12 protein-coding genes are annotated in these 12642 nt (G+C 67.9%); 9 read left to right on the top strand and 3 right to left on the bottom strand.

Going from position 1 to position 12642, the window contains the following annotated elements:
• Window positions 1-92 precede the first annotated feature (92 nt).
• The 4 genes from ACFQ2S_RS13925 to ACFQ2S_RS13910 all read left to right on the top strand — a co-directional run bounded on the left by ACFQ2S_RS13925 (window position 93) and on the right by ACFQ2S_RS13910 (window position 4923).
• Window positions 93-641: a lipocalin family protein gene (locus ACFQ2S_RS13925; protein ID WP_386075318.1), complete on the top strand. Its 549-nt coding sequence runs from the start codon at window positions 93-95 to the stop codon at window positions 639-641.
• Between the two features lie 222 nt (window positions 642-863).
• Entirely contained in the window at window positions 864-2036 is a 1173-nt protein-coding gene (locus ACFQ2S_RS13920) for a type III PLP-dependent enzyme (protein ID WP_386075317.1), read from the top strand.
• Between the two features lie 182 nt (window positions 2037-2218).
• Complete coding sequence (locus tag ACFQ2S_RS13915) at window positions 2219-3529, top strand: DUF3422 family protein (RefSeq protein WP_386075315.1); 1311 nt, start codon at window positions 2219-2221, stop codon at window positions 3527-3529.
• A gap of 230 nt (window positions 3530-3759) precedes the next feature.
• Window positions 3760-4923, top strand: coding sequence for a M20 aminoacylase family protein (locus tag ACFQ2S_RS13910; RefSeq protein WP_386075313.1), 1164 nt, complete (start codon window positions 3760-3762; stop codon window positions 4921-4923).
• 109 nt (window positions 4924-5032) lie between these two features.
• Here ACFQ2S_RS13910 and ACFQ2S_RS13905 read toward each other — a convergent pair whose 3' ends face one another.
• Window positions 5033-5497: a helix-turn-helix transcriptional regulator gene (locus ACFQ2S_RS13905; protein WP_386075311.1), complete on the bottom strand. Its 465-nt coding sequence runs from the start codon at window positions 5495-5497 to the stop codon at window positions 5033-5035.
• A 214-nt stretch (window positions 5498-5711) separates the two neighbouring features.
• Here ACFQ2S_RS13905 and ACFQ2S_RS13900 point away from each other — a divergent pair, with 214 nt between their 5' ends.
• Together ACFQ2S_RS13900 and ACFQ2S_RS13895 are read left to right on the top strand one after the other, a co-directional pair.
• Window positions 5712-6512, top strand: a complete 801-nt coding sequence (locus ACFQ2S_RS13900; RefSeq protein ID WP_386075309.1) for a glycosyl transferase — start codon at window positions 5712-5714, stop codon at window positions 6510-6512.
• Between the two features lie 138 nt (window positions 6513-6650).
• On the top strand, window positions 6651-7409 hold the full coding sequence (locus ACFQ2S_RS13895; protein WP_386075308.1) for a phytochelatin synthase family protein: 759 nt from the start codon (window positions 6651-6653) through the stop codon (window positions 7407-7409).
• Between the two features lie 94 nt (window positions 7410-7503).
• On the opposite strand, the gene moaA is transcribed toward ACFQ2S_RS13895, so the two are convergent.
• Entirely contained in the window at window positions 7504-8505 is a 1002-nt protein-coding gene (moaA, locus tag ACFQ2S_RS13890; RefSeq protein WP_386075306.1) for a GTP 3',8-cyclase MoaA, read from the bottom strand.
• A 111-nt stretch (window positions 8506-8616) separates the two neighbouring features.
• Between moaA and ACFQ2S_RS13885 the strand changes: the two genes are divergently transcribed.
• Entirely contained in the window at window positions 8617-9099 is a 483-nt protein-coding gene (locus tag ACFQ2S_RS13885) for a D-galactarate dehydratase (RefSeq protein WP_386075304.1), read from the top strand.
• A 13-nt stretch (window positions 9100-9112) separates the two neighbouring features.
• Here the strand turns inward: ACFQ2S_RS13885 and ACFQ2S_RS13880 are convergent, their stop codons facing one another.
• Complete coding sequence (locus ACFQ2S_RS13880) at window positions 9113-9430, bottom strand: HesB/IscA family protein (protein ID WP_386075527.1); 318 nt, start codon at window positions 9428-9430, stop codon at window positions 9113-9115.
• A gap of 84 nt (window positions 9431-9514) precedes the next feature.
• Here ACFQ2S_RS13880 and ACFQ2S_RS13875 point away from each other — a divergent pair, with 84 nt between their 5' ends.
• Window positions 9515-10654, top strand: a complete 1140-nt coding sequence (locus ACFQ2S_RS13875; RefSeq protein ID WP_386075302.1) for a deoxyguanosinetriphosphate triphosphohydrolase — start codon at window positions 9515-9517, stop codon at window positions 10652-10654.
• A gap of 162 nt (window positions 10655-10816) precedes the next feature.
• Window positions 10817-12637, top strand: coding sequence for a cation:proton antiporter (locus ACFQ2S_RS13870; protein ID WP_386075300.1), 1821 nt, complete (start codon window positions 10817-10819; stop codon window positions 12635-12637).
• Window positions 12638-12642: the final 5 nt, after the last annotated feature.

The following is a 12642-nucleotide window of genomic DNA, read 5'->3' as shown; positions in this document are numbered from 1 at the left end:
CCGGAGTGCCGACGGACGTTGTCATCCGGACAGCGGGTTACCCCTGGACTCGCGGGCCAGCGGCCCGGAATCTGAAACGACAGGAGCGAGATATGATCAGGATCATGTTGATTGCGGGCGCGGCTGTTTCGGCACTTGCAGGCAGCGCATCGCTCGCCGGCACCGACCGCTACCGCGATACCGAGACACAGATGTCGGTGGTGCAGAACCTCGATGTCGACCGGTACATGGGCACATGGTACGAGATCGCGCGCTTTCCCAACCGCTTCGAGCAAGGTTGCGAGGGCGTGACCGCCGACTACGCCCGGACAGGCGATGGCGAGATCTCGGTGATCAACACCTGCCGCAAGGGCGCCCCCGACGGGCCGATCGAGCGTGCGGAAGGCGAGGCGGAAGTCGTTGCGCCGGGGCGTCTGAAGGTCTCCTTCGTGCCCTGGCTGCCCTTTGCCAGGGGGGATTACTGGGTGCTGCACATCGACCCGGCCTATTCCGTCGCGGTTGTCGGCGAGCCGAGTGGCAAGACCGGGTGGATCCTTGCGCGCAGCCCGCAGATCTCGTCGGCAAAGCGCGCCGAGGCCGAGGCCGAGCTCGAGCGCAACGGCTACGATCCCACGCAGCTTCGGGACGTGGCGCACAGGTGAGCCGTGTCGCGGAAAACACGCTCTGAATCCCGCCGGAGACTTTTTTGCGTCGGCGATAAATTGGGTCTTGAATCGAATCCTGTTACGCCGCAAATGCGGATTCAAGACGCCAACGCACGCGCCTCTGGCCGAAAGCATCTCGCAACCGTGTTTACGTAGCGACGGTAACGTCTCCCTTGGAACTGAGCGGTCATATATGGCCGGGTCTATTGGAGATGACCAATGACGATGCATTTCGGTGAGGCTCAGGCCTCGCGCGCCCTTCCTGTATCTTCGCGCCTGGAGTCCTTCCTCGCCACCAACGTGTTCGATCAGCCCACCCTGGTGATCGACACCGACATCGTCGCGCAGCAGTTCATGGCCCTCAAGGCCGGTCTGGGCGAAGCCGACATCCACTATGCCGTCAAGGCGAACCCCACCCGCGAGGTGATCTCGCGCCTGGTCGAGGTCGGCTCGCACTTCGACGCCGCCTCCCGTGGCGAGATCGAGCTCTGCCTGTCGCTGGGTGCGCGCCCCGACACGATCTCCTTCGGCAACACCGTGAAGCGGGCGTCCGACATCGCCTTCGCCTACCGCGCGGGCATCACCCTCTTTGCCGCCGACGCCGAGGAAGAGATCGAGAAGATCGCCCACAACGCGCCGGGCGCGCAGGTCTATATCCGCATCATCGTCGAGACCAGCGAGGCCGACTGGCCGCTCAGCCGCAAGTTCGGCTGCGACCGCGATACCGCGATCGCGCTGATGGGCCACGCCAAGATGCTCGGGCTGGACCCGGTTGGCCTGTCGTTCCACGTTGGCTCCCAGACCCGCCGTTCGGAGATGTGGGCGCCGACGCTCGACGCCATGGCGACGATCTGGCACGACGCCATCGCGCTCGGCCACGACCTGCGCCTGCTCAACATCGGCGGCGGCTTCCCGGCCTTCTACGGCGAGGCGATCGAGGCTCCTACCGCCTATGCCGCCGGCGTGATGCGCCAGGTGCGCGAGCGTTTCGGCGATGTCGAGCGGGTAATGGCCGAGCCGGGCCGCGGCCTGGTGGCCGAGGCCGGCGTTCTGGCCTGCGAGGTCATGCTGGTGAGCCGCAAGTCGGCGCGCGACGCGCACCGCTGGGTCTATCTCGACATCGGCAAGTTCTCCGGCCTCGCCGAGACCATCGACGAGGCGATCCGCTACCAGTTCGAAACTCCGCGCGATGGCGATCCCGAGGGCCCCTGCATTCTGGCAGGCCCCTCCTGCGACAGCGCCGACGTGCTCTACGAGAAACGTCCCGTGCATCTGCCGATGACCCTCGCGGCCGGTGACCGGGTGCTGATCCGCAACACCGGCGCCTACACGTCGAGCTATTCCTCGGTCGGGTTCAACGGCTTCCCGCCGCTGGCCGTGGTCGCGATCTGAACTGACGCGGAGATCCTGGGGAGGAGTGTCGGGTCGGGTGGCGCAAGCCATCCGGCCCGATCTGCATTTGGGGGGACGAGGTTCTGCGGCGGCGATCCTGCCGCCGCAGCTTGTGAGCCCGTATGCCAGTGCATGCCCAGAAATCCTTTTACAGGGCTGTTTCCCCAAGGTTATCTGGCTCCATGAACGAGACAGGCCACGCGCCCCTTCTGGCGGATCATCCGCGACGCTACGAGTTGGCCAACGAGCTGCATGCGCGCCCATTCCCCGAGATGATGGCGCCCTGCCATGCGCTGTTCCTGGCGATCAAGCCGCCGCGCGATGCGGCCAGCCGGGACAAGGCCGAGGACAGGGCGCATCTTGTGGCGCTGCTGGACCGCTTCGGCGCGCCGCACCCCCCGCCGGGAGCGACCCACTGGTTCGGCGAGATCGGTCGGCACCGGTTGAAATGGGAACGTCACACCGAATTCTCCACCTACACGCTCTTCATCGACGGGCTGGAAGACCGGGCCTTCGACGCAAGCGCCTACGAGTTGCTGCCGACGGACTGGCTGGCGATGGCGCCGGGGGCGCGGATCAGTTCTGCGCTGATCCGCGTCGAGCTCCTGGAGGCGGGAGACGCGGGGGATGCCGAGGCAAGCGACAAGGTCGACGGCTGGTTCGTGGGCGAGAGCATCGCCATGGCGCGGCTGCTCGAGGACGCCGCGATCGTGGCCAGCGACTTCCGGATCGATCCCAGCGGTCACATGCGGTTTGCGCTTTTCGTGCGTCCCTCGGTCGGACCGGCGCGGGTAGGGCGCGTGGTGCAGCGGGTTACTGAGATCGAGATCTACAAGTCCATGTCGCTGCTGGGCCTGCCGAGGGCGCAGGATCTCAGCCACCGGATGGGCGGAATAGATCAACAACTCAGTGTGCTGGTCGGAGACCTGCGCGGCGATCTGCAGCCGGCGGAGGAATCGCTTGAAAAACTGCTTTCGATCTCGGCCGAACTGGAGAACATGCTTGCCAGCTCGACTTTCCGGTTCGGCGCCACTGCGGCCTATGCGGCGCTCGTGCATGATCGGATCGCGGTCCTGCGCGAGGCGCGGTTCGAGGGGCGCCAGCTCTTCGGCGAGTTCATGGCCCGGCGCTTCGATCCGGCAATGCGGACAATCCGCTCGGTCGAGGCGCGGCTGAAGGCGATGGCCGACCGGGCCACCCGCGCCGGCGACCTGCTGCGCACCCGCGTCGACGTGGAGCGGCAGGCCCAGAACCAGCGGCTGCTCGAGAGCATGGACCGCCGGGCCGACCTCGCGCTGCGCCTGCAGCAGACGGTCGAAGGATTGTCGGTGGTCGCGATCAGCTATTACGCGCTGAACCTCGCCAGCTATGCCGCCTATCCCTTCCTCGAACCGCTTGGGCTCAGCAAGGGAACCGCCACCGCACTCCTGCTGCCCGCTGTGGTTCTGGCGGTGTTCCTGATGGTCCGACGGATCCGCAAGGGGATGCACTGAACAACCGGGCCCACGTGGGCCCGGATGTGGACCTGAGACCGGGCAGTTCGCCGATCTCGCGGGGCCGGTTCCGGCAAGTGACCATCCCGCGGCGTCGTCTCGCGGAGGTGGGAAACGGTACCGATTGCCTTTCGATCCCCCCTTGCCAATGCCGGGCGCTGCCGAAAGGCTGTCGCTCCAAGCGGCCGACTCCGTTCGGCCTGACCACTTGCCCGAGGAGCGCGCCTTCCATGCCCATCCGCAACCGTTTCGCCGACTGGCAGGACGAGATCACCGACTGGCGGCGGGACATCCACCGCCACCCCGAACTTCTCTTCGACACCCACCGCACCGCGGCCATCGTGGCGGAGCGGCTGCAATCCTTCGGCTGCGACGAGGTGGTGACGGGGATCGGCCGAACCGGCGTGGTGGGGGTGATCCGCGGGCGCAGCACCGCCTCGGGGCGGGTGGTCGGGCTTCGGGCCGACATGGACGCCCTGCCGATCACCGAGGCCACCGGCGCCGCGCACGCCTCCGAGGTGCCTGGCGCAATGCACGCCTGTGGGCATGACGGGCACACCGCCATGCTTCTCGGCGCTGCCCGCTACCTGGCCGAGACCCGCAATTTCGACGGCACGGTCGTGGTGATCTTTCAACCCGCCGAGGAGGGCGGCGGCGGCGGCCGCGAGATGTGCAACGATGGGCTGATGGAGCGCTTCGGCATCCAGGAGGTTTACGGCATGCACAACTGGCCCGGCCAGCCGGCAGGCAGTTTCGCGATCCGGCCGGGGCCGTTCTTCGCCTCGGCCGACCATTTCGAGATTGTCCTTACCGGGCGCGGCGGCCACGCGGCCAAGCCGCACGAGACCGTGGACGCGGTGGTGATGGCGAGCCACATGGTCGTCGCCTTCCAGAGTATCGTCGCCCGCAACGTCGACCCGGTGGCGCAACTGGTGGTCTCCGTCACTTCGGTCGAGACCTCGAGCAAGGCGTTCAACGTCATCCCGCAGCAAGTCACTCTGCGCGGAACCGCGCGCTCGCTGACCCCGGAGTTGCGCGACCTCGCCGAGCGCCGGATCACCGAGATTGCCGAGGGCACTGCGCAGATGTTCGGGGGCCAGGCGGAGGTGCGCTATCACCGGAACTACCCGGTGATGGTCAACCACGACGCCGAGACGGCATTTGCCGCCGACGCCGCGCGGGCCGTGGCGGGAAGCTGCGAGGAGGCGCCGCTTATCATGGGCGGCGAGGACTTCGCCTTCATGCTCGAGGAGCGCCCCGGCGCTTACATCCTCGTCGGCAATGGCAAGACCGCGCCGGTGCACCACCCGGAATACGATTTCAACGATGCCGCGATCCCGGCAGGATGCTCCTGGTGGGTGACACTGGCCGAACAGCGGATGCCGGCCGGCTGACATCGGGGGCGGGCCGGCCGGCGCGCGCAGCGCGCCCGGCCCAACGGGAGGAGGCGCATCTGCGATGCGTCGACGACGGGCGGGAGGCCTCCGCTCCCTTTCCGGGCGGTCAGCGCGGCGGCAGCAGTCCCCCGTCCAGCGCCTTGATCGCCGCAGTGGTCCGATCTCCTGCGCCGAGCTTCCGAAAGATCCGTCGGTTGTGCGTGTCCACCGTGTGCGGCGAGATGCCGAGGATCTCGGCGATCACCGCGTTGCTCTTGCCGCTCGCGATCCAGCCGAGGATCTCCTGTTCGCGCGGGCTGAGCGGCGGCATCTCCTCGGCCTCCTGCGCCGATCCGTCCTGGGTCTTCTCGGGGCGTTCCAGCAGCGCGACCAACTGCTTCGATTTCTCCCGCAGCAGCAGGAGCGCCTTTCTCCGGCAGGCCTCCGTACCGTCTCCCCGAATCCGCGCGACGAGACCGTCAATCCGCGCGCAAGCCGCCTGGAGTTCCGCCAGCGCTTCACGCGCGGGGTCACGTCGTACCAGGCAGCCGGCATCGCCGGGCAGGGGGGTGTCGAAGGCCTGCATAGACATCGAGGGCGTCGCTCCTTGTCATGAAGGGTCGGACCGCGGAACGGTCCCGCGGCGGAGATGTGACGTGTGATTGCGTAATGATTGCATCGTGCATGTAGGTATGCACTATCCGTGGCGCAAGTGTTTTGGTGGCAAATTGCATTGGTCGCATGGCCGGCTTTCGCCACTGGCAGGTTCGGGGGGGACAGGCTAGAGCGGGGCAAAGGAGGTGCGCATGGGCACAGCGAACGTCATCTGCATCAAATGGGGCACGCTCTTCGGTCCGGAGTACGTCAACCGGCTCTATTCCGGTGCCCGCAGGAACCTCTCGGACGAGGTGCGCTTCTTCTGTATGACCGAGCATCGCGACGGGCTGCACCCTTCGATCGAGGTGCTGGACCTGCCCGAGGAGCCCTTCCAGGCCGAGATGGACGCGGCCCTTGCGGTGGCCAACCGGCAGGGGGCGATGCGCAAGGTCAGCCTGTTCCGCCCCGGCCTGATCCCCGATCTCGACGGGCCGCTGCTCGGCTTCGATCTCGACGTGGTCATCACCGGCCCGCTCGACGACATCCTGCACCATGCGCCGGGCAAGGTCGCCATGCGGGCGGACTGGGTCGAGGCGCGCCGGGGCCGCGCAACCGGCCACGGCTCGGTGTTCCGCTTCGATCCGGCGCTGCATGCTTGGCTCTACGAGACCCTTGCCGCCGATCCCAGGGGCGAGGTCGAGAAGGCGCGCGGCTCGGAGCAGCGCTACACCTCGACCCTGGCGCAGGAGCGGGACGCCTTCGCCTACCTGCCCCCCGAGCAGGTGGTGAGCTTCAAGCACGGTTGCCTGCGCCTGCCGCCGATGAACTACCTCGCCGAGCCGCGACTCCCGGACAACGCGCGCGTCGTCTGCTTCCATGGCAGGCCCAAGATGAGCGAGGCGTTGGAGGGCTACCACGGCTCTGTCATCCGCCATATGCGTCCCTGTTCCTGGCTTCGCGAGCACTGGATCGAGCGCGCGCGGGACGATCTGGGCGGCGCCTGGGGCTAGGCCGGTCACGGTGCAGTGCGCGCCCCGTTGAAACCCGACCTTGGAAGGCGTGCAAGGAAGGCCGATCAATACGCGCGTTGACAGGCCATTGCGCGGTGCTAGTGTCTGCCATCAAACATTTTTCCGGACTCTTCCAAAATGACGAACCGCTCTCTCAAGCGCGCCGCCCTGCTCGGGGCCGGCCTGTTTCTGGCTGCCCCGATGGCAACTGCGGCCGACCAGCCCGCACCGAAGCTCGGACCGAACGCGACCCCGGTGACAGCCGACACCACTTTCCTGCGCCAGAGCGAAGCGCCGGATTACTGGGCTTTCGCCTCTTTCGTGAAACCGCAGTTCACCACGTCGGCTTGTTCCATCGCCGCGGTCACCGCGGCCGTGAACGGGTTGCGCGGCCTTCCGGCCAATGCAGAGGACACCGTGATCACCCAGCCGGAGCTGCTCGAGGCGGTGGCCGATGCCACCTGGGCGGAGGTGTCTGCCGAGGGGGGCGATGGGGTCACCTTCGACCAGTTGGCGCAGTTCACCGGCGGCACGCTCGCGGCGCTCGGGATGGAAGGCTACCGGACCGAGACCTTCAAGCCCACGGCCGCCGACGATCAGACCCTCGGCCAGCTGCGGGAGATCCTCGCCGCGAACGAGATGTCGGCCGAGGACGCGCTGCTGGTCTATTTCAACCAGGGCGTGGTGACCGGGGATTGGGATGGGCCGCATGTGTCGTTGATCGGCGCCTATGACGCGGCCGGCGACAAGGCCCTCATCCTCGAGGTCGACCAGGAATGGTACATTCCCTACTGGACCCCGGTTCCGGTGCTGCTGGAGGCGATGCTGAAGCCGACCTCGGCCGAACATGGCGTGCTCGAGGGCGAGACGGGCGGCTTCGTGCATATCCTGCGATAGGCCCGGCCGGGCATGGGACGTCGCGCCGCGTGCGGACTGCATGCGGCGCATTCCCTCACTCTGGCGGCTTTGTCCGAATCCCTGTCTGCCGGGCTCAGCCGCCGGTGTGGCTCATGTGACGCGGCATCTGGCCGGCCACTTCCTGCCGGGAATAATCGAAATCGTGCCCTTTGGGCTTCAGCCGGATCGCGGCGCGGATCGCGTCTTCGAGCGGCGGGGCGGTGGGCTCGCGCAGCGAGGGGCGGAGGTCGGCGCGATCTTCCTGGCCGAGGCACATGTAGAGATCGCCGGTGCAGGTCAGGCGCACCCGGTTGCAGCTCTCGCAGAAGTTATGCGTAAGCGGGGTGATGAAGCCGATCTTCTGCCCGGTTTCCCCCAGCTGCACATAGCGGGCGGGGCCGCCGGTGCGCTCGGCGAGGTCGGTCAGGCTGTAGCGCTCGCGCAGACGGGCGCGCAGGTCGCTCAGCGGCCAGTACTGGTCCAACCGGTCCTCGTTGCCCAGATCGCCCATAGGCATCACCTCGATGAAGGTGAGGTCCATGTCGCGGGAGGCGCACCATTCTACCAGCGGGAACAGCTCGTCCTCGTTGAAGCCCTTGAGGGCGACGGCGTTGATCTTGACCCTCAGGCCGGCCTCCTGCGCCGCGTCGATTCCCCGGAGCACCTGCGGCAGACGGCCCCAGCGGGTGATCTTGGCGAACTTGGTCTCGTCGAGCGTGTCGAGCGAGATGTTCACCCGGCGCACCCCGATGGAGGCCAGTTCGCCGGCGAAGCGGTGCAGCTGGCTGCCGTTGGTGGTCAGCGTCAACTCGTCGAGCGCACCGCTTTCGAGGTGCCGCGCCATCCCCTGGAAATAGGTCAGGATGTTCCGGCGCACCAACGGCTCGCCCCCGGTGATCCGAAGCTTGCGGACGCCGAGAGAGATGAAGGCGGTGGAAACGGTGTCGAGCTCTTCCAGCGTCAGCAGCTCGCGCTTCGGCAAGAAGGTCATGTTTTCCGACATGCAGTAGGTGCAGCGGAAATCGCAACGGTCGGTCACGGAAACCCGCAGGTAGGTCACCGCGCGCTGGAACGGATCGATCAGAGGCGTGTTCATGCGCGAAACGCTACGCTTTGCCGTGAAAACAGGCAAGAGACGGATCGAAGGTTGCCCCCCTTGTGAACGCAGGGCAGGTTGCGGGAAATGGCCGCAGAGGGAGACGGACAGATGCTGAGGCAGGTGACGATAGCGGCGCTGGTACTGGCGGTGGCAGGGTGTTCGCAGTTCCGCGTGCCCTTCCGGAAGCCGGCGGACCCGGTTGCCGGCGCGCCGATGGAGACCGTCGCGGCCGAGCCCGCAGCGGCGGTGCCGTCACCGACGGCGCTGACCCCCGAGCAATTCGATACCACGACAGGAGAACAGCGCGCCGCCGCTGCGGCCGCGGCCCCGGTGAGCGGCGAGAGCCGGCTGGGCACGACGATCGCATCGCTGGGAGATCCGGCCGATCCCGGCTTCTGGGCCGAGACCGGGCTGGTGAGCGAGGTGCGGCAGGGGCGGCTGGAATACCCGGCGACCGGCAAGTCCGTCGCGGTCGAACTGCGCCCCTCGGGCGGGGCGCCGGGATCCGGCACGCGCGTCAGCCTGCCCGCGCTCCGCGTGCTGGAAGCGCCGCTGACCGATCTGCCGGAACTGGTGGTTTACGGGGGCTGAGCGCCGGCCCGGATTACATCGCGAAGCTGACGCCGCAGCCGCAAGAGGAGCTGGCGTTGGGGTTGTCCACCACGAAACGGGCGCCGATCAGTTCGTCGGAGAAGTCGATGGTGGCGTTTTCGAGGAACGGCAGCGAGACCGAATCGACCACGACTTTCTGGCCCTGGCCTTCGATCACGAGGTCGTCCTCGGCCGGATCGTCGAGCTTGATCTCGTACTGGAACCCCGAGCAGCCGCCGCCTTCGACGGCCACGCGCAGCGCCTTCGGAGCGGCCTCGATCTCCGCCAGACGGGCGAAGGCGCGGTCGGTCACCTTGGGGGGAAGGGTCAAGTCCATGAAAAACCTCGATTGGCGCGTCGCATTCCTGTCAGAACCAAGATATATGCGGGCAGGAACGGCTGAACAAGGATGCCCATGAAACTGGCCCCCTACGCCTGCGACCCCGCCGCCAGCCGCGGCAGGCTCTATCCGGAAGCGATCAGCACCTTCCGCTCGCCCTTCCAGCGCGACCGCGACCGGATCATCCATTCCTCCGCCTTCCGGCGCCTGAAGCACAAGACCCAAGTGTTCGTGGAGCACGAGGGCGACCATTTCCGCACCCGCCTGACCCATTCGATCGAGGTCGCGCAGGTGGCGCGGACCATCGCAGGTACGCTCGGGCTGAACGGGGAACTGACCGAGGCGGTGGCGCTGGCCCATGACCTCGGGCACACGCCCTTCGGCCACACCGGCGAGGACGCGCTGCACGCGCTCATGGCGCCCTATGGCGGGTTCGACCACAACGCGCAGGCGATCCATATCGTCACCGCGCTGGAGCGCCACTACGCCGGGTTCGACGGGCTGAACCTGACCTGGGAGACGCTGGAAGGGATCGCCAAGCACAACGGGCCGGTCACCGGCGAGCTGCTCTACAGGCTCGCGGAATACAACGCGGTGCACGACCTGGAGCTGCACACCCACGCCAGCGCCGAGGCGCAGGTCGCCGCCCTGTCGGACGATATCGCCTACAACAACCACGACCTGATGGACGGTCTGCGCGCGAAGCTGTTCACCGATGCGGAGATCGAGGCGCTGCCCATCGTCGGGCCGGCCTATGGAGAGGTCGACGCGACCTGGCCCGGGCTCGACCCGATGCGCCGGCGACACGAGGCGCTGCGCCGGGTTTTCGGGGTCATGGTGACCGACGTGATCGCCACCGCGCGAGCCACGCTGGAGGAGGCCAGGCCCGGCGACGCGCAGGCGGTGCGCGAACTCGGCCGGCCAGTGATCCGCTTTTCGCAGCGGGTCTGGCAGGAGATCGAGGTGATCCGCTCCTTCCTGTTCACGCGCATGTACCGTGCGCCGAGCGTCATGGAGGAGCGCGCCCGCGTGACCCAGGTGATCGAGGCGCTGTTTCCGCTCTACATGCGGCGGCCGGATCTTTTGCCGGTGGACTGGCAGGACGACATCGAGCGCGCGGGGGACGAAACCGCGCTGGCGCGGATCGTGGCCGATTACATCGCCGGCATGACCGACCGCTTCGCGCTGCAGCAACACGCCCGGCTGATCGGCTAGGCCCGGCCGTCAGCCATGTTGCGCGCCTACGGCGCATTCCCCTTGAGCCCTTCGGGCCGACTGGGCGCGGCGAAAACCCTTGACCGTCAGGGCGAAGACTGAACGTCCTTGGGCGACAGGGACAAGCCCCGGACCCGGGGCGGACAGGCGGACGGAGAAGCGATGAGTGCAGGTGGTGGCGGGCTGACGCCCGAGGTGGCGATCGCGGTGATCGGCGTGCTGGGCGTCGGGGCGCAATGGATCGCGTGGCGGCTGCAGATGCCTGCGATCGTGCTGATGCTGGCGGCCGGTCTTGCGGTGGGGCCGGGCCTCGAATGGCTGGTGCCGGCGCGCGATATCGGGCCCCTGGTGGAGCCGATGGTCGCGATCGCGGTGGCGATCATCCTGTTCGAGGGCGGGTTGACGCTGAACCTGCACGGCTTGCGCGACGCGGCGACCGGGGTCCGGCGGCTGGTGATCCTCGGCGCGCCGCTCGGCTGGCTCTTTTCGGCGATGGCCCTGCATTACGTGGCCGGGCTCGGCTGGGCGGCGGCCTCGGTCTTTGGCGGCATCATGATCGTCACCGGTCCAACGGTGATCGCGCCACTGCTGCGGCAGGCGCGGCTGTCGCGGCGTCCGTCGGTGCTGCTTCTATGGGAGGCCATCGTCAACGACCCGATCGGGGCGCTGGCGGCCGTGCTGGCCTTTCAGGTGGTCACGGTCTCCGCGGCGGGGGGCGAAATGTGGAGCGCGCTGGTGCCGCTCGGCCTGCGCTTTGCCGTGTCGGGCGCGATCGGATGGACCGCGGGCTGGCTGGTGGTGCAGGCGTTCCGCCGCGCGCTGGTGCCGGAATACATGAAGGTGCCGGTGCTCTTCGTGGCGGTGCTGGCGACCTTCGTCGGCACCGACCTGATCGCCCATGAGAGCGGGCTGCTGGCGGTGACGCTGATGGGGATCGTCGTCGCCAACTCGGACCTGCCGTCCTTCACCGAGCTGCGCCGGTTCAAGGAACACGCGACGATCCTGCTGGTATCCGGCGTCTTCATCCTGCTGGCGGCCTCGATGGACCTCGGCACGCTGGAGCTGCTGGACTGGCGGGCCGCGGCGTTTCTCGTCGTGGTGATCCTGATCGTGCGGCCGGCGACGGTGCTGCTGTCGCTTCTGGGCTCCGGGCTTCCGCGAAACGAGCGGCTGCTCGTGGCGCTGACCGGGCCGCGCGGGGTGGTGCTCGTCGCGGTCGCGGGGCTTTTTGCGACAAAGCTGGTGGACCTTGGGATCGAGGACGGCGCGCGGGTGGTGCCGCTGGCCTTTGCGCTGGTGGCGGCCACGGTGGTGCTGCACGGGTTCACGCTGGCGCCCCTGGCGCGCGCGCTCGGCCTTGCGGGGACGGATGCGCCGGGGCTGGTTATCGTCGGCGGCTCGCGGTTTGCCACGGCGCTCGGCAACGCCTGCAAGGACCTGGAGATCCCGGTGATGGTGACCGACCGCAACTACACGCGGCTGCGAGGCGCGCGCGAGGCCGGGCTGCCGACCTATTACGGCGACATCCTGTCGGAGGCGACGGAGCACGGCCTGGACCTCGTGCGCTATGGCGTGGTGCTCGCGGCGACGGAGAACGACGCCTACAACACGCTCGTGGCGACGGACCTCGCGCCGGAGTTCGGCCGCGAGAATGTCTTTCAGATTTCCCGGGCGCAGGAGCAGTCCCGGCGCCATGCCCTGCCGAGCACGCTTGGCGCGCAGCCGCTGGGCAAGGGCATGAGCTATCTCGAACTGAGCCGGCTCATGACCGAAGGCTGGGAGGTGAAAGTGACCCGCCTGACCGAGGAGTTCACCCTCGACGACTGGCGGGGCAGGAACCCCGAGGCCTTTCTTCTCGGCCGGGTCGATGGCTCGGGACTCCGGCTTCTGGCCGATGGCGCCGAGTTCAAGGCTGTGCCGGGCGTGCGCCTGCTCGCGATGGTGCCGCCGGAGCGGGAGGCAGCGGCAACGGGCGGCCATTGACCTCG

The organism is Tropicimonas aquimaris (assembly GCF_042676185.1).
GTDB lineage: Bacteria > Pseudomonadota > Alphaproteobacteria > Rhodobacterales > Rhodobacteraceae > Tropicimonas > Tropicimonas aquimaris.
The sequence above is the reverse complement of the archived record's forward strand: the minus strand, read 5'-3'. Positions and strand labels throughout refer to the sequence as shown.